The sequence below is a fragment of the Candidatus Pantoea rara genome, from assembly GCF_051136265.1.
Taxonomy (GTDB): Bacteria; Pseudomonadota; Gammaproteobacteria; order Enterobacterales; family Enterobacteriaceae; genus Pantoea; species Pantoea rara.
In genome coordinates this window covers 884,202-906,392 of sequence record NZ_CP194942.1, presented here as the reverse complement: position 1 = coordinate 906,392, position 22,191 = coordinate 884,202, and the positions used below count along the sequence as shown (strand labels likewise).

Annotated in this window: 19 protein-coding genes; 2 read left to right on the top strand and 17 right to left on the bottom strand. The window is 56.4% G+C overall.

The window, feature by feature from the left end:
* Positions 1-86: 86 nt before the first annotated feature.
* From narI to ACR8BF_RS04350, 5 genes are all read right to left on the bottom strand, one after another.
* A complete protein-coding gene (gene narI / locus ACR8BF_RS04370; RefSeq protein ID WP_179898414.1) occupies positions 87-764 on the bottom strand; it encodes a respiratory nitrate reductase subunit gamma in 678 nt (225 codons plus the stop codon).
* A complete protein-coding gene (gene narJ, locus ACR8BF_RS04365) occupies positions 761-1,489 on the bottom strand; it encodes a nitrate reductase molybdenum cofactor assembly chaperone (RefSeq protein ID WP_179898415.1) in 729 nt (242 codons plus the stop codon). Before narJ ends, narI begins: the two co-directional genes overlap by 4 nt.
* Positions 1,486-3,030, bottom strand: a complete 1,545-nt coding sequence (narH, locus tag ACR8BF_RS04360; protein WP_434745594.1) for a nitrate reductase subunit beta — start codon at positions 3,028-3,030, stop codon at positions 1,486-1,488. The genes narJ and narH overlap by 4 nt, the downstream gene beginning before the upstream one ends.
* The gene (locus ACR8BF_RS04355) at positions 3,027-6,788 is read right to left on the bottom strand and encodes a nitrate reductase subunit alpha (protein ID WP_434745593.1); all 3,762 of its coding nucleotides are present in this window, start codon (positions 6,786-6,788) and stop codon (positions 3,027-3,029) included. The genes narH and ACR8BF_RS04355 overlap by 4 nt, the downstream gene beginning before the upstream one ends.
* 101 nt (positions 6,789-6,889) lie before the next feature.
* Positions 6,890-8,281: a NarK family nitrate/nitrite MFS transporter gene (locus tag ACR8BF_RS04350; protein ID WP_313700891.1), complete on the bottom strand. Its 1,392-nt coding sequence runs from the start codon at positions 8,279-8,281 to the stop codon at positions 6,890-6,892.
* A 294-nt stretch (positions 8,282-8,575) separates the two neighbouring features.
* Here ACR8BF_RS04350 and narL point away from each other — a divergent pair, with 294 nt between their 5' ends.
* Entirely contained in the window at positions 8,576-9,244 is a 669-nt protein-coding gene (gene narL, locus ACR8BF_RS04345; protein WP_434745592.1) for a two-component system response regulator NarL, read from the top strand.
* A 306-nt stretch (positions 9,245-9,550) separates the two neighbouring features.
* Positions 9,551-12,112 carry a DNA mismatch repair protein MutS gene (gene mutS / locus ACR8BF_RS04340; protein WP_434745591.1) on the top strand — a complete coding sequence of 854 codons (2,562 nt, stop codon included), beginning with the start codon at positions 9,551-9,553 and terminating at the stop codon, positions 12,110-12,112.
* Positions 12,113-12,243: 131 nt separating this feature from the next.
* On the opposite strand, the gene rpoS is transcribed toward mutS, so the two are convergent.
* From rpoS to cysD, 12 genes are all read right to left on the bottom strand, one after another.
* Positions 12,244-13,236 (bottom strand): RNA polymerase sigma factor RpoS, encoded by a 993-nt coding sequence (gene rpoS, locus ACR8BF_RS04335; RefSeq protein ID WP_003849090.1) that lies wholly within the window; start codon positions 13,234-13,236, stop codon positions 12,244-12,246.
* A gap of 57 nt (positions 13,237-13,293) precedes the next feature.
* A complete protein-coding gene (gene nlpD, locus ACR8BF_RS04330) occupies positions 13,294-14,394 on the bottom strand; it encodes a murein hydrolase activator NlpD (protein WP_179898421.1) in 1,101 nt (366 codons plus the stop codon).
* Between the two features lie 162 nt (positions 14,395-14,556).
* The gene (locus ACR8BF_RS04325) at positions 14,557-15,183 is read right to left on the bottom strand and encodes a protein-L-isoaspartate(D-aspartate) O-methyltransferase (RefSeq protein WP_179898422.1); all 627 of its coding nucleotides are present in this window, start codon (positions 15,181-15,183) and stop codon (positions 14,557-14,559) included.
* Positions 15,177-15,938 (bottom strand): 5'/3'-nucleotidase SurE, encoded by a 762-nt coding sequence (gene surE, locus ACR8BF_RS04320; RefSeq protein WP_179898423.1) that lies wholly within the window; start codon positions 15,936-15,938, stop codon positions 15,177-15,179. The genes ACR8BF_RS04325 and surE overlap by 7 nt, the downstream gene beginning before the upstream one ends.
* Positions 15,939-16,129: 191 nt before the next feature.
* Positions 16,130-17,170, bottom strand: coding sequence for a tRNA pseudouridine(13) synthase TruD (gene truD / locus ACR8BF_RS04315; RefSeq protein ID WP_434745590.1), 1,041 nt, complete (start codon positions 17,168-17,170; stop codon positions 16,130-16,132).
* Positions 17,167-17,649, bottom strand: a complete 483-nt coding sequence (ispF, locus tag ACR8BF_RS04310) for a 2-C-methyl-D-erythritol 2,4-cyclodiphosphate synthase (protein WP_008927107.1) — start codon at positions 17,647-17,649, stop codon at positions 17,167-17,169. The genes truD and ispF overlap by 4 nt, the downstream gene beginning before the upstream one ends.
* Positions 17,649-18,365: a 2-C-methyl-D-erythritol 4-phosphate cytidylyltransferase gene (ispD, locus tag ACR8BF_RS04305; RefSeq protein WP_434745589.1), complete on the bottom strand. Its 717-nt coding sequence runs from the start codon at positions 18,363-18,365 to the stop codon at positions 17,649-17,651. The genes ispF and ispD overlap by 1 nt, the downstream gene beginning before the upstream one ends.
* Before the next feature lie 3 nt (positions 18,366-18,368).
* A complete protein-coding gene (ftsB, locus tag ACR8BF_RS04300; RefSeq protein WP_179898426.1) occupies positions 18,369-18,686 on the bottom strand; it encodes a cell division protein FtsB in 318 nt (105 codons plus the stop codon).
* A gap of 169 nt (positions 18,687-18,855) precedes the next feature.
* Positions 18,856-19,176, bottom strand: a complete 321-nt coding sequence (locus ACR8BF_RS04295) for a DUF3561 family protein (protein WP_313700944.1) — start codon at positions 19,174-19,176, stop codon at positions 18,856-18,858.
* Between the two features lie 54 nt (positions 19,177-19,230).
* Positions 19,231-19,836 (bottom strand): adenylyl-sulfate kinase, encoded by a 606-nt coding sequence (gene cysC, locus ACR8BF_RS04290; RefSeq protein ID WP_434745588.1) that lies wholly within the window; start codon positions 19,834-19,836, stop codon positions 19,231-19,233.
* Positions 19,836-21,263, bottom strand: coding sequence for a sulfate adenylyltransferase subunit CysN (gene cysN, locus ACR8BF_RS04285; RefSeq protein WP_179898428.1), 1,428 nt, complete (start codon positions 21,261-21,263; stop codon positions 19,836-19,838). The genes cysC and cysN overlap by 1 nt, the downstream gene beginning before the upstream one ends.
* A gap of 11 nt (positions 21,264-21,274) precedes the next feature.
* Entirely contained in the window at positions 21,275-22,183 is a 909-nt protein-coding gene (cysD, locus tag ACR8BF_RS04280; protein ID WP_033733611.1) for a sulfate adenylyltransferase subunit CysD, read from the bottom strand.
* Positions 22,184-22,191 lie beyond the last annotated feature (8 nt).

Sequence of the window (22,191 nt, the reverse complement as noted above, 5' to 3'; positions counted from 1 at the left end):
ACAGTCCGGAATCTTAAAAAAACGTCAACGCAGCGGTGGGTTAAAAACGGCTGCGGGGTGGAGTCTCCCCCGCAGCCATCCTGCGTTTAGCGGCGGTTTCTCACCAGCTGATAACGACGGGTCAGATACTCAACCGGCGCGCTCCAGATATGCACCAGGCGGCAGAACGGGAACAGCAGGAACAATGTCATCCCCAGCACCATGTGCACGCGGTAGATCACGGCTACGCCTTCCAGATGCTGCGACGCGCCACCGTGGAAGGTCACCACCGCCTGCGCCCAGCCCACCAGCTTCATCATTTCACTGCCGTCCATATGCTGGGCAGAGAACGGAATGGTCAGTAAGCCCAGCGTAGCCTGAGCCACCAGCAGGGTCATAATCAGAATGTCGCCGACGCTACTGGTCGCCCGCACCCGAGGATTGGTCAGACGGCGCTTCAGCAGCAGCGCGCCACCCGCCAGCGTCATCGCACCGAATAGCCCACCGGCAATCATCGCCAGCTTCTGCTTCACGTCGATTGGCAGGAACGATTCATACATCCAGTGTGGCGTCAGCATCCCGACGATGTGGCCGAAGAAAATACCGATGATGCCGATGTGGAACAGGTTAGAGGCAAGACGCATCCCTTTTTTGTCCAGCATCTGACTGGAACCGGCCCGCCAGCTGTACTGCCCATAGTCATAGCGCAGCCAGCTCCCCACCAGGAAGACTGTTCCGGCCAGATAGGGGTAAATATCAAAGAAGAAAGTGTTAATAAAATTCATGCTGATTCTCCTGTGGTGCGCGCCGTCGCTGCGGCGATATCGAGATACTGCGGCGCGACCGCATCGGCGAAGCGACGCTGATGCATCGCCTGCTGGGCCGAGGCGCAGCCCTGTTCGCCGAGAAACTTAATCTGTTCCTCTTCCCACACCGCATCGAGTGCTGCCGGAGTATCATCGCGCGCTTCCTGCGCCACCTGGGGTTTGAGGGCCGCAGGATCGACCGTACTACCGGACAACGTCAGTAACACCGTGAAGAGATCGGCGTAAGGACTCTGGCGATCTTCCAGACGCGCCGCCAGTAAGGCCAGAATCGGCACGATGTCATCCAGTCCCTGACGTGCGGCCTCATCACTTTTACAGGCGAGATATTCCAGGTAGAGCGGCAGATAATCGGGCAACTCTTTGCTGTCCAGCTCCAGACCGTCGGCCCGGTACTGTTCCAGCAGATCGACCATCGCCTGACCGCGATCGCGGGATTCACCGTGCACATGTTCAAACAGCAGCAGCGAGGTGGCGCGGCCGCGATCAAACAGCTCGCAGTAGTCAGCCTGCACATCCAGCATTGGCCTGGCGCAGAGCTGACTGATGAAGCACAAAAGCCGTGCGCTCTGCTGCAGATTGAGTTCAGGGGCGTTTTCCAGCGCCGCGATCAGATCGGGATAGTGGGTAAACAGCGCCTCATCCGGGTAATCCAGCAGGCGCGACAGCACGCGCAGCGTCATCATGAGGCATCCTCCGGACGCGTGGTTTTCTTACTAACGTCGATAGCATCGATACGGCGGCTGTTGAACAGGTTGAATTTGCTGTCGCTGCCGTGACAGCCATCGCCAAAGCTAAAGCCGCAGCCTTTGCTTTCAGGGAAGGCTTCACGCGCCAGTTCGCGATGACCTGAAGGCACCACAAAGCGATCTTCATAGTTCGCAATCGCCAGATAACGGTACATCTCCTGCGCCTGTGCTTCAGTCAGACCGACCTGCTCCAGCGCCCGAATGTCATGCGCACCGTCTACGCTTTCTGCGCGCTTGTAATGGCGCATCGCCAGCATGCGTTTTAGTGCCAGCAGTACCGGCGCGGTGTCACCTGCGGTCAGCAGGTTTGCCAGATACTCAACCGGAATGCGCAGGCTTTCCACATCCGGCAGCACGCCGGTGTGCGCCAGCGCCCCACCATCCACGACCGACTGAATGGGTGACAACGGCGGCACATACCAGACCATCGGCAGCGTGCGGTATTCAGGGTGAAGCGGCAGCGCCAGCTTCCACTCCATCGCCATTTTATAAACCGGTGAACGCTGTGCTGCGTCGATCACGCTCTGCGCGACGCCATCTTTCAGCGCCTGCGCAATCACCACCGGATCGTTGGGATCAAGGAAGATATCCAGCTGGCGCTGATAGAGATCTTTCTCGTTTTCTGCTGCGGCAGCCTCTTCAATTCGGTCAGCGTCATAGAGCAGCACGCCGAGGTAGCGGATACGGCCAACACAGGTTTCCGAGCAAACAGTCGGCTGACCCGCTTCGATGCGTGGATAACAGAAAATACATTTTTCTGATTTGCCGCTTTTCCAGTTGAAGTAGATCTTCTTGTACGGACAGCCGGTCAGGCACATGCGCCAGCCGCGACATTTATCCTGGTCGATCAGCACGATGCCATCTTCGCCACGCTTGTAGATCGCGCCGCTTGGACAGGTCGCCACACACGCTGGATTAAGGCAATGCTCACACAGGCGTGGCAGGTACATCATGAAGGTGTGTTCAAACTGGCCGTAAATCTCCTTCTGGATGTTATCGAAGTTCTTGTCCTGCGAGCGTTTGGCAAACTCGCCGCCAAGGATCTCTTCCCAGTTCGGGCCGTTTTCGATCTTTTTCATCCGCTGACCGGTGATCAGCGAGCGCGGACGTGCGATCGGCTGATGTTTACCGGCAGGTGCATTGTGCAGATGCTGATAATCGAAATCGAACGGCTCGTAGTAATCATCCAGTGCAGGCACATCCGGGTTGGCGAAGATCTTCGACAGCAGGCCGACGCGACTGCCCATGCGCGGCTCCAGTTTGCCGTTGATCTTACGGATCCAGCCGCTCTTCCACTTCTTCTGATCTTCCCAGGCGTGCGGATAGCCGACGCCAGGTTTGCTTTCGACATTGTTGAACCAGGCGTATTCCATGCCCTCGCGGCTGGTCCAGACGTTTTTACAGGTCACCGAGCAGGTGTGGCAGCCGATACATTTGTCGAGGTTCAGCACCATGCCGACCTGTGAACGAATTTTCATAGTTTTACCTCCTGCTGGCTGCCCTGGCAGGCATCGTTGCCTTCCCCATCTAACCAGTTAACGTTGTTCATTTTTCTCACCACCACGAACTCATCGCGGTTAGAGCCGACGGTGCCGTAGTAGTTAAAGCCCCAGGAGAGCTGCGCATAACCGCCGATCATATGGGTCGGTTTCGGGCAGGTTCGCGTCACAGAGTTATGGATGCCGCCACGCTGGCTGGTGATCTCCGAGCCGGGGATATTCACGATGCGTTCCTGGGCGTGGTACATCATGGTCATGCCGGCCGGTATACGCTGGCTCACCACCGCACGCGCGGTCAGCGCACCGTTAGCGTTGAACGCCTCGATCCAGTCGTTATCCACAATGCCCAGCTCGCGGGCATCATCTTCACTCATCCAGACGATGGGTCCGCCGCGTGACAGCGTCAGCATCAGCAGGTTGTCGCTGTAGGTAGAGTGAATGCCCCATTTCTGATGTGGCGTCAGGAAGTTCAGCGCCTTCTCCGGGTTACCGTTGGGCTTGCTGTTCAGCAACGGCTCCGCCGCGCGGGTATCGATGGGCGGACGATAGACCATCAGACTTTCACCGAAGGCGCGCATCCACTCATGATCCTGATAGAGCTGCTGACGGCCGCTCAGGGTTCGCCACGGGATCAGCTCATGGACGTTGGTGTAGCAGGCGTTGTAAGAGACATGCTCATCTTCCAGGCCTGACCAGGTCGGGCTGGAGATAATTTTGCGCGGCTGCGCCTGGATATCGCGGAAGCGGATCTTCTCGTCTTCCTTGTTCAAAGCCAGATGCGTGTGGTCACGGCCGGTAATCACACCCAGTGCCTGCCAGGCTTTCACCGCCACCTGACCATTAGTTTCCGGTGCCAGCGCCAGGATCACTTCTGCTGCATCGATCGCCGTGTCGATATTCGGCCGTCCCGCCGCCGGGCCATCCGCTTTGACATAGTTCAGCTGTTTGAGGAAATCGACCTCTTTGCTGGTGTTCCAGCTGATGCCTTTGCCGCCATTACCCTGGGTATCCAGCAACGGTCCCAGCGAGGTAAAGCGCTCCCAGGTCGCCGGATAGTCGCGCTCGACCACCATAATGTGTGGCGCGGTTTTGCCTGGAATCAGGTCGCACTCGCCTTTTTTCCAGTCTTTTGCCTCAAACGGCTGCGCCAGTTCAGCAGGCGAGTCATGCAACACCGGCAGCGTAACCACATCCGTTTCAACGCCTAAATGTCCAGGGCAGAGATCAGAGAACGCTCTGGCAATGCCTTTATAGATCTCCCAGTCGCTTTTGGAATCCCAGGCCGGGTCAACAGCGGCCGAAAGCGGATGAATAAACGGATGCATATCCGAGGTATTCATATCGTCTTTTTCATACCAGGTAGCGGTAGGCAACACCACGTCGGAGTAGAGACAGGTGCTCGACATGCGGAAGTCGAGTGTGACCACCAGATCCAGTTTGCCTTCGGCGCCCTGGTCCAGCCATTCCACTTCTTCGGGCTTCACGCGACCCTGCTGGCCCAAATCTTTTCCCTGAATACCGTTTTCGGTGCCCAGCAGGTATTTCAGCATGTACTCATGCCCTTTACCGGATGAGCCAAGTAAATTGGAACGCCAGACAAACAGATTGCGTGGGAAGTTCTGCGGGTCATCCGGCTGTTCAGCGGCAAACCGCATGGTGCCCTGCTTCAGGCTTTCCACGGTGAAATCCAGCGGTGACTGACCGGCGGCTTTCGCCTGCGCTGCGATGTGCAGCGGGTTGACGTTAAGCTGAGGCGCGGAAGGGAGCCAGCCCATGCGTTCAGAACGAACATTAAGGTCGATCAAACTGCCGCTGTAACGGCTTTTGTCCGCCAGCGGTGACAGCAGTTCGCTGGTGGCCAGGGTTTCATAGCGCCACTGACTGGAGTGGTTATAGAAGAAAGAGGTACTGTTCATCTGACGTGGCGGACGCTGCCAGTCGAGGCCAAAAGCCAGCGGAGTCCAGCCGGTCTGCGGACGGAGTTTCTCCTGGCCAACATAGTGCGCCCAGCCCCCCCCGCTCTGACCGACACAGCCGCAAAAAATCAGCATGTTCATCAGGCCACGGTAGTTCATATCCATGTGATACCAGTGGTTCATACCGGCACCAACGATGATCATTGAACGGCCACGGGTTTTCTCTGCGTTTTCGGCAAACTCGCGGGCAATGCGAATGATGTTTTGACGCGAAACACCTGTAATCTGTTCCGCCCAGGCCGGGCTATAGGCTTTAATCTCGTCGTAGTTTTGCGCGCAGTTGGCATCATCCAGACCGCGATCCAGACCGTAGTTCGCCAGGGTCAGGTCGTAGACGCTGGTGACCCACGCTTCACTGCCATCGGCCAGCTGCAGACGTTTTACCGGCAGCTTGTGCAGCAGGATCTCATCCAGCGCGACGCTGTTGAAATGCTCGCTGGTGATGCCACCAAAGTAAGGAAAACCAACCTCAACCACCTCATCGTGGCTGCCGAGCAGACTAAGCTGAAGCTCGACTTCCTTCTGTGACAGGCCGTCACGCTGCTCCAGGTTCCATTTGCCTTTTTCGCCCCAGCGGAAGCCGATAGAGCCCTGCGGTGCAATCAGTTCACCGGTCGCCTGATCCAGCGCCACGGTTTTCCATTCCGGGTTATTTTCCTGACCCAGGCCATCCACCAGATCGCTGGCGCGCAGCTGACGGCCCGCCGCGTAGTAACCACCCTCACGGGGCTCCAGCATGACCAGCATCGGCATATCGGTATAACGACGTACGTAGTCGCGGAAATAACTGACTTCGCGATCAAGATGAAACTCTTTCAGCATCACGTGGCCCATCGCCAGCGCCATCGCGCTGTCGGTGCCCTGCTTCGGACTCAGCCACTGGTCGCATAGCTTCGCGACTTCAGCATAGTCCGGGGTGATCGCCACGGTTTTTGTCCCTTTATAGCGGACTTCGGTAAAGAAGTGCGCATCCGGGGTACGGGTCTGCGGCACGTTCGAGCCCCAGGCAATGATGTATGAGGAGTTGTACCAGTCGGCCGATTCCGGCACGTCGGTCTGCTCACCCCAGGTCATCGGTGACGCAGGTGGCAGATCGCAGTACCAGTCGTAGAAGCTCAGGCAGGTGCCACCAATCAGTGACAGGTAACGTGCGCCGGCAGCGTAAGAGACCATCGACATCGCCGGAATCGGCGAGAATCCCATAATACGGTCAGGGCCATAGGTCTTCGCGGTGCAGATGTTCGCGGCGGCGATCATCTCGTTCACTTCCTGCCAGCTGGAGCGAACAAAGCCACCGCGTCCACGGGCCTGCTTGTAACTTTTGGCCTTTTCAGGATTGCTGATAATGGATGCCCAGGCATCCACCGGATCGCTGTGCTGCGCTTTCGCATCACGCCACAACTGAATCAGCTTCTTGCGCATTAGCGGATATTTCAGGCGGTTAGCGCTGTAAAGATACCAGGAGTAGCTGGCACCGCGTGGGCAGCCGCGCGGCTCATGGTTGGGCAGATCGGGACGGGTACGTGGATAGTCGGTCTGCTGGGTCTCCCAGGTGACCAGACCGTTTTTCACGTAGATTTTCCAGCTGCATGAGCCGGTACAGTTAACACCGTGGGTGGATCGCACAATTTTATCGTGCTGCCAGCGGCTGCGGTAGCCATCTTCCCAGTCGCGATTACTGTTTAAGGTCTGGCCATGCTGGCCGGAAAACGGCTCAGCCAGCTGTTTAAAATAACGAAATCGATCAAGAAACTTGCTCATCCGGAATACTCCTGAAGGCCTGGTATGACATTGCTGACTCTGCATCTGTCGCGACACAGAAAGTAAAATTTTGCCGGTGCGCCACACCGGCTTTGTCGTTATCAGGCGCGTGCTTTTCGCCCGTAAACCACCCAGGTCACGGCGATACAGCAGAGGTAAAAGACCAGGAAGATTTTCATCGCGCCAGCGGGTGAACCGGTCATGGCGAGCGACAGGCCAAAGGTCTGCGGAATAAAGAAGCCGCCCAGCGCGCCAATCGCAGAGATAAAGCCCAGCGCAGCCGAGGTTTCTGTCGCCGCTTCACGCTGTGCCAGGGTATCGTCGCCACCCTCGGCTTTGATACGTTCCAGCGTCAACTTGCGGAAGAGCACCGCAATCATCTGATAGGTGGAGCCGCTGCCCAGACCGGAGGTCAGGAACAGGCCCATAAATACGGCGAAGAAGGCGATAAACGAACCGTCATGTCCGTTACCCGGCAGGGTGAGGAACAGCAGCGCGGCAAACAGCGCCATGAGGATGTAGTTGACCAGCGTGACGCGGGTTCCGCCGAGGCGGTCAGATATGATGCCGCCTGCTGAACGGGCCAGCGCGCCAATCAACGGACCGAAAAAGGCGTAATGCATGATCACGACATCAGGAAACTGTGTCTTCGTCAGCATGGCAAAACCGGCAGAGAAACCAATAAAGGAACCAAAGGTCGCCAGATAGAGCAGCGCCATGACCCACAGGTGTGGACGTTTCAGCACCGGCAACTGCTCACGTAGCGAGGATTTCGCCGCTGCCAGGTCGTTCATGCCGAACCAGGCTGCCAGCGTGCCGATTGCCAGAAACGGCACCCAGATCCAGGCCGCATTTTCCAGCCAGAGGCTGTCGCCGGTGACGGTGGTATGACCCACATCAGCAAAACCAAAGATGGCGCAGGAGATCGCCAGCGGCGCGACAAACTGCATGACGCTGACGCCAAGATTACCGAGGCCGCCGTTGATGCCCAGCGCGCCGCCCTGGCGGGCTTTGGGAAAGAAGAAGCTGATGTTGCCCATGCTCGAAGCGAAGTTAGCGCCGCCAAAACCGCACAGCAGTGAAATCACCATGAAAGTCGCGAATGAGGTCTGACTATCCTGCACGGCAAAACCAAGCCACAGGCAGGGAATAATCAGGATACCGGTGCTGAAGGCGGTCCAGCGGCGTCCGCCAAAGATAGGAATAACAAAAGAGTAAGGGACGCGCAGCAAGGCACCGGAGACCGACGGCAGCGCGGTCAGTAAAAAGAGCTGTTCGGTACTGAAGTTAAAGCCAACTTTGTTCAGGTTCACCGCGACGGTGCTGAACAGCATCCAGACGCAGAAGCCCAGCAACAGGCAGAAAACAGAAATCCACAGGTTACGGCTGGCGATACGTTTACCGCGTGACTGCCAGAACGCATCGTTTTCCGGTTGCCAGTCCTGAATTAACGCGCCGCGCGTCGGGGTTTGCAAAGAGGCGGATTGGGTCATAAATCTCTCATCAGCAGAATAATAATTGTGCATATCCTGCGCATCCGGCCTGGCGGCGTGCTTGATACAAATCAACGGCAAGGCAGGTTACGAAGGTGTGGCAACCCCAGCCTGTCCCGGTTAAGTAGTTTAATGAATCCGGATAACCCTTATAAATCATGCGGTTTAATTGAGGCGACAGATGCCATCAGCAAAAGGGAGCCAGAATGGAAATAAAGGAGTAGTCCATTAGGTGTATATAGTGACCCCGCTTCATCGGTAAGATAGGCCTCCCGCCCGCTCAGGCCGGCGAATATGACAGGAACAGGAGCCATTGTGGCGACAGAGAAATTCACGCTCTTATTGATCGACGACCATCCCATGCTGCGTAACGGGTTAAAGCAGCTGATTGCGCTGGATGACCGACTGCAGGTGGTTGCCGAAGCGGGTAATGGCATCGATGGACTGGCGCTGGCACAGCAGCATGATCCCGACCTGATCCTGCTTGATCTTAATATGCCGGGTCTGAACGGACTGGATACCCTGACCCAGCTGCGTGAAATTGCTCTCTCTGGCCGGGTGGTGGTATTCAGCGTTTCAGATAATGAAGAGGATGTAGTCTGCGCGCTGAAGCGCGGCGCGGATGGCTATCTGCTGAAGGATATGGAACCGGAAGCCTTGCTAAAAGCGCTGCATCAGGCTGCTGCCGGGCAAATCGTGCTGAGCGAAGCGCTGACTCCGATTCTGGTTGCCCGATTACGCGAAGCGCAACCTGCTCAGATGCGCGATATCAATCAGCTGACCCGCCGTGAACGCGACATCCTGCAACTGATCAGCGACGGGATGACCAACAAAGCGATTGCCCGCAAACTGGACATCAGTGAAAGCACAGTCAAGGTCCACGTCAAATATCTGCTGAAAAAGATGAACCTTAAATCCCGGCTTGAAGCCGCCGTCTGGGCGCTGCAGAACGGGCTGCACTAACCCGCCCCCCACCCTGATGCGGTGCATTGCCGCCCTGCCCACCGTAAACTGTCGCAGAAATCGCGAGCCACCTCGCAGCCCCGGGTCAGAGTCCTGAAAAAAGGCTCTTTTATGTCGCCAGCCGCCGCCACATTTGCCAGGATGCCCTTCAGGTTACACCCGGTCAGGATCAGGGCGATGTATCAGGCTGGCATATGCCCTGCCCTATTCGTTATCATCTGACTATCCTGCACGCCTGGAATCCCTTTCGGTTTCATGGGCGTTGACCCCCAGAAATTTACCGCATTAAAGATGAGTCAAAACCTTATGCAAGAGCCAACTGAAAAGGACTTTCCTTCTCACACGCCCATGATGCAGCAGTACCTTCGCCTCAAGGCAGAGCATCCTGACATTCTGCTGTTTTACCGTATGGGTGACTTCTACGAGCTGTTTTATGACGATGCGAAGCGCGCCTCACAGCTGCTGGAGATTTCACTCACCAAACGCGGTGCGTCAGCGGGCGAACCGATTCCGATGGCCGGGGTACCCTATCATGCGGTGGAAGGCTATCTGGCTAAACTGGTTCAACTGGGCGAGTCCGTAGCCATTTGCGAGCAGATAGGCGATCCGGCGCTGAGCAAAGGCCCGGTTGAGCGTAAAGTGGTTCGTATCGTCACGCCAGGCACCATCAGTGATGAGGCGCTGCTACAGGAGCGGCACGACAATCTGCTGGCAGCGATTGTGCAAAGCCCGCGCGGTTTTGGTTACGCCACGCTGGATATCAGCTCCGGCCGTTTTCGCCTGAGCGAACCTGCCGATGCAGAAACCATGGCGGCAGAGCTGCAGCGCACCAATCCGGCTGAGATGCTCTATCCCGAAGATTTTCAGGCTATGTCGTTGATCGATCAGCGACGTGGCCTGCGCCGCCGCCCGCTGTGGGAATTTGAGATTGATACCGCGCGCCAGCAGCTGAACCTGCAGTTTGGCACCCGTGACCTCAATGGCTTCGGCGTGGAGAGCGCACACCTCGGACTGAGTGCGGCGGGCTGCCTGCTGCAATATGTCAAAGATACTCAGCGCACCACGCTGCCGCACATCCGCTCGCTGAGCATGGAGCGGCAACAGGACAGCATCATCATGGATGCCGCCACCCGCCGTAATCTGGAGATTACCCAGAACCTGGCCGGTGGCACCGACAACACCTTAGCGGCCGTACTGGATAAAACCGTCACGCCGATGGGCAGCCGGATGCTCAAGCGCTGGCTGCATATGCCGCTGCGCGATGCGCGCATCATTAACCAGCGTCAGGAATCGATTGCTGAGCTGCAAAATCTCAGCGACGTGCTACAGCCAGTGCTGCGTCAGGTCGGCGATCTTGAGCGAATCCTGGCCCGCCTGGCGCTGCGTACAGCACGTCCGCGCGATCTGGCCCGCATGCGTCATGCATTTCAGCAACTGCCAGAACTGAACCAGTTGCTGGCCGATGTCGAAGCACCGCAGCTGCAGAAACTGCGCACACAGATGGGCGAGTTCACCGCGTTACGTGAGCTGCTGGAGCAGGCGGTAATTGAGTCACCACCGGTGCTGATCCGTGATGGCGGAGTGATTGCGCCCGGTTATAACGCAGAGCTGGATGAGTGGCGCGCGCTGGCCGATGGCGCAACCGACTATCTCGATCGGCTGGAGATTCGCGAACGCGAGAAGCTGGGACTGGATACCCTTAAAGTTGGTTTTAACGGTGTGCATGGCTATTACATCCAGGTCAGCCGTGGGCAGAGTCATCAGGTTCCGATGCACTATGTCCGTCGTCAGACCCTGAAAAACGCTGAGCGCTATATCATCCCGGAACTGAAAGAGTACGAAGACAAAGTTCTCACCTCTAAGGGCAAAGCGCTGTCGCTGGAGAAAAGCCTGTATGAGGCGCTGTTCGATCAGCTGCTGCCGCATCTTGAAGCGTTGCAGCTCAGTGCTGCCGCGCTGGCAGAGCTGGATGTGTTAAGCAACCTGGCGGAACGCGCCTGGTCGCTGAATTATTGTCGTCCGGTGTTGCAGGATAAAGCCGGGATTAAAATCAGCGGCGGTCGCCATCCGGTGGTTGAACAGGTCCTGAAAGAGCCGTTTATTGCCAACCCGCTGTCCCTGGCACCCCAGCGCCGAATGCTGATCATTACTGGCCCCAATATGGGCGGTAAGAGTACCTATATGCGGCAGGCCGCGCTGATTGCGCTGATGGCATGGATTGGCAGTTTTGTTCCAGCCGATGAGACACTGATTGGCCCGCTGGATCGCATCTTTACCCGCGTCGGTGCCGCTGATGACCTCGCCTCCGGACGCTCAACCTTTATGGTTGAGATGACCGAAACCGCCAACATCCTGCACAACGCCACTGAAAACAGCCTGGTGTTGATGGATGAGATTGGACGCGGAACCTCCACCTATGACGGTTTGTCGCTGGCCTGGGCCTGCGCCGAAAACCTGGCGAACCGCATCAAAGCGATGACGCTGTTTGCCACCCATTACTTCGAGCTGACCACCCTGCCGGAAAAAATGGAAGGCGTGGTCAACGTCCATCTGGATGCCGTTGAGCACGGTGACACCATCGCCTTTATGCACAGCGTGCAGGAAGGAGCCGCGAGTAAGAGTTATGGTCTGGCGGTAGCCGCACTGGCTGGCGTCCCCAAAGAGGTGATTAAGCGGGCGCGCAACAAGCTGAAGGAACTGGAGAACGTTTCAAATCATTCCGCGTCATCGACGGTCGATGGTTCTCAGCTGCCGCTGCTGGTCGAAGAGACCTCGCCTGCCGTAGAGGCACTTGAGGCCCTGGATCCGGATACACTGACACCGCGTCAGGCGCTCGACTGGATTTATCGTCTTAAATCGCTGGTCTGATAATACGCTGCACCGCTTAATGCGCGGTGCGGTGCTTTTGTTTACCCGCAATCACTTTTCTGCAGACATAAAAAAAGCGATGGTTTTCACCATCGCTTTTTGCATTCGTACTCAGATAATCTTATAAACGATTATTCACGAAAAAGTGCTTCAATGCTGAGGCCCTGCGCCTGCAGGATTTCACGCAGACGGCGCAAACCTTCAACCTGAATCTGGCGTACACGCTCACGGGTTAAGCCGATTTCACGACCTACATCCTCAAGCGTTGCCGCTTCATAGCCCAACAGGCCGAAACGACGTGCCAGCACTTCACGCTGCTTGGCGTTCAGTTCGAACAGCCATTTGACGATGCTTTGTTTCATATCATCGTCCTGCGTGGTGTCTTCCGGGCCGTTGTCTTTCTCATCGGCCAGAATGTCCAGCAGCGCTTTTTCAGAATCACCGCCTAATGGCGTATCAACCGAGGTAATGCGTTCGTTAAGACGTAACATGCGGCTTACGTCATCAACCGGTTTATCCAGCTGTTCGGCGATCTCTTCTGCACTCGGCTCGTGGTCGAGTTTATGAGAAAGTTCACGCGCAGTACGCAGATAAACATTCAGTTCTTTCACAATGTGAATTGGCAGACGAATGGTACGGGTTTGATTCATTATCGCCCGTTCAATAGTCTGACGAATCCACCAGGTGGCGTACGTTGAGAAACGGAACCCGCGCTCCGGGTCAAATTTCTCTACGGCGCGAATCAGGCCGAGGTTACCTTCTTCAATCAGGTCCAGCAGAGCTAAACCACGATTGCTGTAACGACGGGCGATTTTTACCACCAGGCGTAAGTTACTTTCGATCATGCGGCGACGGGAAGGGATATCACCCCGCAATGCACGGCGAGCGAAGAAAACTTCTTCCTCTGCCGTTAACAACGGAGAATAGCCAATCTCCCCGAGATAGAGCTGCGTCGCATCTAATACACGCTGCGTCGCACCCTGTGATAGCAACTCTTCTTCCGCTACGTCGCTATCACTGGCTTCGTTTTCAACGAGTGCCTTCTCGTCAAAAATTTCAGCTCCGTTCTCATCGAATTCCGCGTTCTCATGTAACTCGTTTACTTTCAGCGTATTCTGGCTCATAAGCGGCTCCTACCCGTGATTCCAGGGCAGAACATACATCTGTTTTGTTCTGCCGGATTATCGCTGCGGTAAATAACGCAACGGGTTTACGGATTTCCCCTTGTAACGAATTTCAAAGTGTAATCTGACTGAACTGGTTCCGGTGCTACCCATGGTAGCGATCTTTTGCCCCGCCTTAACTTCCTGTTGTTCCCGAACCAGCATTGTATCGTTGTGGGCGTAGGCGCTCAGGTAATCATCGTTGTGTTTAATGATGATTAAATTACCGTAACCCCGGAGTGCGTTACCTGCGTAAACCACTCGTCCTGAAGCAGTGGCCACAACAGATTGTCCGCGCGTCCCGGCGATATCGATGCCTTTGTTGCCACCTTCGGCGGCAGAGAAGTTATCGATAATCTTCCCGTCAGTCGGCCAGCGCCAGCTTCCGACCGGCGTTGAACTGTTGGTTGTACTGCTAACCGTTGGGGGTGCGGTAACCACTGGAGCTGTTGTCGTTGCAACATTTGCTCCTTTCGAAGGCAACAATTTGCTGCCACCCGAATTACCCGAATCATCAGAATACGTAATAACAGGTTGCTGTGCAACAACAGGCGCTTTAATTTGCGGTGCCGCCGGAACCCCGCCCTGCGTTGCATCAGCAACGGTAATGGGATTGCCGCCGGTAATCGGCTGACCCGACCCATTGCCAATCTGTAAAGTCTGGCCGACATTCAGGCCATATGGCGCAGGAACATTGTTGCGCTGGGCTAAATCACGGAAATCGTTGCCGGTAATCCAGGCGATGTAAAATAATGTGTCGCCTCGCTTAACGGTATAAGTTTCACCGGAGTAGCTACCCTTAGGAATGTTCTGATAACTGCGATTGTAAACAATCCGGCCATTCTGCGTCTCAACATTACTGTTGGTACTAATCATTCCACCAGTAGCGGGGACAGATGCTGAATTTTTGCTTAACATTTGTCCCTGGGCTGGTGTGGCAGGAACGCCGCCTGAAACCGTGTCTGCTCCAGACTGGTTTGTGTTCATGCCGCCATTATCGCCAACGCGACTGATGGGGGCCTGTGAATTGTCGCTGGAGCTGCAGCCTGCCAGCCAAAAACCTACCAGTGAAAGCGCCGCCAGACGGCGTAACTGAAAAAGTGTGCTTCCCGTGCTCATTAATCCCCCGTGATGGCAACTCTGATCTATCTGTTTCACTGTATCTGCCAGCAGGATACTCTGCGCGGCGCGATAAAATCTGCGTTTTCGTTGTATAAACCGGATAGTAACAACATCAGGTACGTGGTGCCATGAAACAGTTGTGAAGAAATACGAAGAGGGTCAGGCCAGATCGCCCTGCACCAGTGGGACAAAACGTACTGGTTCGATGATCTCTTCTGTGACCTCTTCGCCCTGACGACGCAGGCGCTTCAGTACCTGCTGATCTTCGCCAACCGGCAGCACCATGATGCCGCCTTCTGCCAGTTGTGCTATCAGCGCAATCGGAATTTCCGGTGGTGCGGCAGTGACGATAATGGCGTCGAACGGGCCACGTGAAGGCCAGCCCTGCCAGCCATCGCCATGACGGGTCGAGACATTATGCAGATCCAGCTGTTTCAGGCGACGCTTAGCTTGCCACTGCAGCCCTTTGATGCGTTCCACTGAATAGACATGGTCCACCAGATAGGCAAGAATCGCCGTCTGATAACCTGAACCCGTCCCAATCTCAAGTACGCGAGAATGCGGATTAAGTTCCAGCAGCGCGGTCATCCGCGCGACCATATAAGGCTGAGATATCGTCTGGCCAGAGCCGATAGGCAGGGCAACATTGTCCCAGGCTTTATGCTCGAACGCCTCGTCAATAAAACGTTCGCGCGGGACCTCGCTAATGGCTTTCAGCAGGTTTTCATCATCAATGCCCTGCTGACACAGTTGTGACAGCAGTGTCTCAATACGCCGATTCACCATGCCAGGTTTACCTCAGCTTTTGCCAGCCAGTCACTGAGCACGTCCTGCGCGCTGTGCGCCGTTAAGTCGACATGCAGCGCGGTGACCGAGACGTAGCCCTGATCCACGGCAGCAAAATCCGTATCCGGACCCGCATCGAGCTTTTCGCCTGGTGGTCCAATCCAGTAGAGGGTATTGCCGCGCGGATCCTGCTGCGCAATCACCTGATCCGCTGGATGGCGGCTGCCACAGCGCGTCACGCGGATACCTTTTAGTTCGGACAACGGCAGATCAGGGACATTGATGTTGAGAATGCGGCCGGTACGCAGCGGTTCATGCGTCAGCGCCCTGAGGAGTGCGCAGGTCACCGCCGCTGCGGTGTCGTAATGCTGATGGCCATTGAGCGACACCGCGATTGCCGGTAAGCCAAGATGTCGTCCCTCCATTGCTGCCGCCACTGTGCCGGAATAGATCACATCGTCGCCCAGATTGGGGCCAGCATTGATGCCTGATACCACAATGTCGGGACGCGGCTGCATCAGCGCATTCACCCCCAGATAGACGCAGTCGGTCGGCGTCCCCATCTGAACCGCGATATCACCGTTTTCATGGGTGAACGTACGCAGAGGTGTTTCCAGCGTTAATGAGTTTGAGGCACCGCTTCGGTTACGATCGGGGGCAACAACCTGTACATCAGCAATCTGCCGCAGGGCTTTCGCCAGAGTCTGAATGCCTGGCGCATGAATGCCGTCATCGTTGCTGAGCAATATCCGCATTTCGTTCTGACCTTTTTTTATTCGACTGGTCGCCGTGACTGAACCTGTTTTAACTGCATGGCAACAGGTGAGAAATGGACAGCGATTTTTGCATTCTAGCGAGGCGCGCCAGGAAGTGGTAGGCGTAAATCACACGACAGTGGGGGTTTGCCGCAACATTACCCACACAGCGGGTCAGGTTGCGGCGAAGATTACTCATCAATCTGATCGGGCGAGTCTGCGGGGGTCAGTAACTCACGAACCACGCTGGTCGCAAAGCTGCCTGCGGGCAGCCAGAATGACAGCGACAGCGTGACGTCATCCCACCAGCTCCACTGCATATCGCGCGGCACCATCAGCATGGCGCGACGGGCTGCATCAACCTTTTCACGTTCAATCAGTCCCAGCAGCAGCGTGTCATTCGCCAGCGCCTGCTGTTCGAAGGCAAGCGCGTCAGCCTGCGGGCCCGGCTCACCACGTCCGGGTAGCGGCGCGGTAATGCGCAGCTCATGCTGATCAACCCGGCGCTGTGACTCTTCAAGTTCATCAGGTTGAGCGACAAACCAGCTGCCGCGTCCGGTCAGCTGTAAAGCATCGCCGTTAAGCACCTGAGTCAGGCCGCCCTGCTGTTGCAGACGCGCACTGGTCACCTGATTAAACAGCGCACTGCGCGCGGCAGAGAGCATCAGGCTGCGCTTGTTGCGGTCACGAACAATGATTTCATTGCGCGCCCATTTTTCCGCCATCACCAGGTTGTTGCCACCGCGGCCAAAGCGCTGTTCACCAAAATAGTTGGGTACGCCCGCATCGCGAATCTGCGCCAGTCGCGTTTCGACTGCATTACGGTCACTGATCTGGCGGATGACCAGACGGAACGCATTCCCTGCCAGCGCGCCGATGCGCAGCTTGCGTTTGTGGCGCACCGCCTGAAGTATCTCGATCCCTTCCAGCGCAAAACCGCGCAGGTCGGGCATTGCATTACCCGGCAGACGAAAACAGAGCGTCTGTTCTGTCACCGCATGGCGATCTTTCATCCCGGCATAGCTCATGTCGCGCTGATGAATACCGAGATACTTAGCCAGTGCCTCCGCTACAAAGCGGGTATTGGCGCCGACTTTGCGGATGCGCACCAGTAAGTGCTCACCTTCACCATCCGCGCTATAACCGAGATCTTCAAGCACCACGAAATCTTCCGGATTGGCTTTGATCACGCCAGAAGCCATGGGTGTGCCGTGCAGGTAATTCAGAATCATTGGCTGTCAGCTTTCAGGACTAACGCGACCGCTTCGCAGGCGATGCCTTCGCCGCGCCCGGTAAAGCCGAGTTTCTCGGTAGTGGTCGCTTTAACGTTGACCGCGTCCATATGGCAGCCCAGATCCTCTGCAATATTGATGCGCATCTGCGGCACGTGCGGCAGCATTTTCGGTGCCTGAGCAATAATCGTAACGTCGACATTACCGATGCGATAGCCTTTGGCTTCGATACGACGCCAGGCTTCACGCAGCAGGCCGCGGCTGTCGGCTCCTTTGAAGGCCGGATCGGTGTCGGGGAACAGCTTGCCGATATCACCCATTGCCACTGCGCCAAGCAGCGCGTCAGTCAGCGCATGCAGCGCCACATCGCCATCCGAATGGGCGATAAAACCGTGTTCAAACGGGATCCGCACACCGCCAATCACTAACGGACCCTCTCCGCCAAAGGCGTGAACGTCAAAACCGTGACCGATACGCATCATGCGCTCTCCTTTAATTGAATCTGATTCAGATAAAAAGCCGCCAGCGCCAGATCCTCTGGCCGGGTGACTTTGATGTTATCACTGCGTCCGCTGACCAGCAGCGGATGGTAACCGCAATACTCCAGCGCCGAGGCTTCATCGGTGATGGTTGCGCCTTCTGTCAGCGCCCGCGTCAGGCAGGCAGTAAGCAGCGCATGCGGGAAAAATTGCGGTGTTAAGGCGTGCCAGAGATCGTCGCGTTCCACGGTATGGGCCACTGCGTCTTTGCCTGGCTCGCCCCGTTTCATGGTGTCGCGCACTGGTGCAGCGAGAATTCCGCCCACGTGGCTCTGTTCACGCACGTTAAGCAGTTTCTGGAGATCGTCGGGATGCAGACAGGGACGTGCAGCGTCATGAACCAGCACCCAGGCGGAACCCTGTGCGGCCTGCAATCCGGCCAGCACCGATTCGGCGCGGGTCTCTCCGCCTGTGACCCTGAGCACGCGAGGATCGCATGCCAGCGGCAGCGAAGCGAAATGCTGATCATCAGGGCTGAGGGCGACAATCACCTGTTTGATGGCGGGATGGGAAAACAGACGCGCAATGCTGTGTTCCAGAAGGGTGTGCTGACCAATCGTCAGATACTGCTTCGGACAGGTTGATTGCATGCGGCTGCCGATCCCGGCAGCAGGCACCACGGCAATCACATCCGCAAGGGAGGCCAGAGTGTTCATGTTTTATCGTTGTTGGTTGAGCGCTGCTTGTTGCGCGTTGCGTTTGCTCTGGTCAGGCACCAGACGATAGAAAGTCTCACCGGGCTTAATCATGCCCAGTTCATTGCGTGCGCGCTCCTCGATCGCTTCCGAGCCGCCATTGAGATCGTCAATTTCGGCAAACAGCTGATCGTTTCGCGATTTAAGTTTGGCATTGTTTGCCTGTTGCACCGCGACATCATCATTGACGCGCGTATAGTCATGGATGCCATTTTTCCCCAGCCACAACGAATATTGTAGCCAGCCAAGCAGCACCAATAACAGTAACGTCAGTTTTCCCATCCCGCCCCCTAAAAACGGCCCAATCATCCCATAACTTTGCACAGGACTCCACACCAGCGGCGAAAATGGCGCGCTTTGCTGCGCGTCTGTGTAATCAGTACCGATTCTGACGGGAAAAGCTTTGTAACCTGCCGATGCGTTTGCACATCAGCGCGGACGCCGTAATGGCTTACCAGCCGGAGAGAAAAGAGAACATTAACCAGAAGAGAGTCACCACCATAATGACCGTGGCGAGGGCGGCCCAGAGCCAGTGTCCGCTCAGCAGCGTGTTCAGTGCGATGCCCGTGACCACGGCAACCGGCAGCAGCGCCAGAAAGAATGGCCAGGTATAGAGAAAGAAGAACAGGGTGTTAGAGCCGAACAGCAGGAAAGGAAGTGCCAGCGCACACCAGTAAGCGAGTAAGCCGATAACGCCGCCCGGCAGCAATGAGCGTGGCTCATCCTGGGGGGAGTCATCTTTACGAGCGAGCATGGGTGTGATGTTCTGCATAGGCATCCTGTTGTTGCGAGGGCGGCAAACCCGAAGCGATTTGCCGCTGTCTCTTCAGGATCTGATGATATCGCGGTCGCGCAGCACGTCTAACAATTGGGCGGCCAGTTTTGTAACCAATTGTTCGCCATCCAGCTGGATTTCCGGGCTTTCGGGCGCCTCATACACACTGTCGATACCGGTGAAATTACGCAGCTCACCAGCGCGTGCTTTGCGGTATAACCCTTTCGGGTCGCGCGCTTCACACACCGCTAACGGCGTATCGACAAATACCTCAATAAACTGACCCGGTTCCAGCAGGTCGCGCACCATCTGGCGCTCAGCGCGATGCGGTGAAATAAAAGCAGTGAGCACCACGAGTCCGGCATCCACCATCAGTTTCGCCACTTCGCCGACCCGCCGGATGTTCTCTTTGCGATCATCGTCGCTGAAGCCAAGGTCACGACACAAGCCGTGACGCACATTGTCACCATCCAGCAGATAGGTGCTGACACCAATGCGATGCAGCGACTGCTCCAGTACACCTGCGACTGTGGATTTCCCCGAGCCCGAAAGCCCGGTGAACCACAGCACCACGCCCTGATGACCGTGTTGCTGTTCGCGTGAGGCACGTGTTACGGGATGGTCATGCCACACCACGTTATCATCGTGCTGAGCCATTATTGGCCGCCCAGCAGATCGCGTGCATTCCAGTGTGGGAAATGACGGCGCACCAGCGCATTCAGTTCCAGCTCAAATGCGCTGAACTCACCAGCGTTAACCGGGGCATCATGGTTTGGCTGATGAATCATGCCGGCACCTACGGTGACGTTGGTCAGGCGATCGATAAAGATCATGCCGCCGGTCACCGGGTTCTGCTGATAGCTGTCGAGTACCATCGGTTCGTCGAAGGTTAACTCAATGCGACCTATACCGTTCAGCGGCAGTGCATCAACCTGACGCGTCTCCAGCGAGTTGATCTCGACCTGATGCAGCACCTTCTCTACCCGACCACGGGTTTTCTTACCGGCGATTTTCAGATCATAGCTCTGACCGGCCTGCAGCGGCTGTTCTGCCATCCAGACCACGTCAACGCTGGCAGACTGAACCGCAGCCAGCGTTTCGCTGGCATCGACCAGCAGATCGCCACGGCTGATATCAATCTCATCCTGCAGTACCAGGGTGATCGCTTCGCCTGCGCCCGCTTCCTGCAGATCGCCATCAAAGGTCACAATGCGGGCAATGGTCGACTCCACGCCAGACGGCAGTACTTTAACGCGCTGGCCCACCTGCACGCTGCCTGATGCCAGGGTACCGGCATAGCCACGGAAATCCAGGTTAGGACGGTTGACATACTGCACCGGGAAACGCATCGGCTGATGATCGACGACGCGCTTCAGCTCCACAGTCTCCAGTACATCCAGCAGTGTCGGGCCGCTGTACCACGACATCGTCTGACTGGCAGAGGCCACGTTATCCCCTTCCAGCGCCGACATTGGCACAAAGCGGATATCGAGGTCGTCCGGCAGCTGGCCAGCAAAATCCAGGTAATCCTGTTTGATCTGCTCGTAGCGTGCCTGATCGTACTCCACCAGATCCATCTTGTTGATCGCCACCACCAGGTGTTTGATCCCCAGCAGCGTCGAGATAAAGCTGTGACGACGGGTCTGATCCAGCACGCCTTTACGCGCATCGATCAACAGGATCGCCAGATCACAGGTAGATGCACCGGTCGCCATATTACGGGTGTACTGCTCATGTCCCGGCGTGTCGGCGATAATAAATTTACGCTTTTCAGTCGAGAAGTAGCGGTAGGCCACATCAATGGTAATGCCCTGCTCACGCTCAGCCTGCAGACCATCTACCAGCAGCGCCAGATCGAGTTTCTCGCCCTGGGTGCCATGGCGTTTGCTGTCGTTGTGCAGCGAGGAAAGCTGATCTTCATAGATCTGACGGGTATCGTGCAACAGACGGCCAATCAGCGTACTTTTTCCGTCGTCAACGCTGCCGCAGGTCAGAAAACGCAGCAGGCTCTTGTGCTGTTGAGTGGTCAGCCAGGCTTCAACGCCGCCCTGGTCAGCGATCTGTTGTGCAATTACGGTATTCATCTGGCGTCTCCTTAGAAATAACCCTGGCGTTTTTTCAGTTCCATCGAACCGGACTGATCGCGATCGATCATGCGGCCCTGACGCTCGCTGGTGGTGGAAACCAGCATCTCTTCGATGATCTCAGGCAGCGTCTGCGCTTCGGACTCGACTGCACCAGTCAGCGGCCAGCAGCCGAGCGTACGGAAACGGACCATCCGCTGGGTGATCTCTTCACCCGGCTGCAGGTTGATGCGATCGTCGTCGATCATCATCAGCATGCCATCACGCTCCAGCACCGGACGTGGCGCGGCGAGATAGAGCGGTACGATCTCGATGTTTTCCAGGAAGATGTACTGCCAGATATCCAGTTCGGTCCAGTTCGACAGCGGGAAGACGCGGATGCTCTCGCCCTTGTTGATCTGACCGTTGTAGTTGTGCCACAGCTCAGGGCGCTGGTTTTTCGGGTCCCAGCGATGGAAGCGGTCACGGAAGGAGTAGATACGCTCTTTGGCACGTGACTTCTCTTCATCGCGACGTGCGCCGCCAAAGGCCGCATCAAAACCATATTTGTTCAGTGCCTGCTTCAGCCCTTCGGTTTTCATAATGTCAGTGTGTTTAGCACTGCCGTGGACAAACGGGTTAATCCCCATCGCCACACCTTCCGGGTTGCGGTGAACCAGCAACTCTGCGCCCATCGCTTTCACGGTGCGGTCGCGAAATTCATACATTTCGCGGAATTTCCAGCCGGTATCCACATGCAGTAACGGAAATGGCAGCGTGCCTGGATAGAAGGCTTTACGCGCCAGATGCAGCATCACCGAAGAGTCTTTACCGATGGAGTACATCATCACCGGGTTGCTGAACTCCGCCGCGACTTCGCGAATGATGTGAATACTCTCCGCCTCCAGCTGACGCAGATGAGTGAGTCGTTTTTGGTCCATGATTTTCC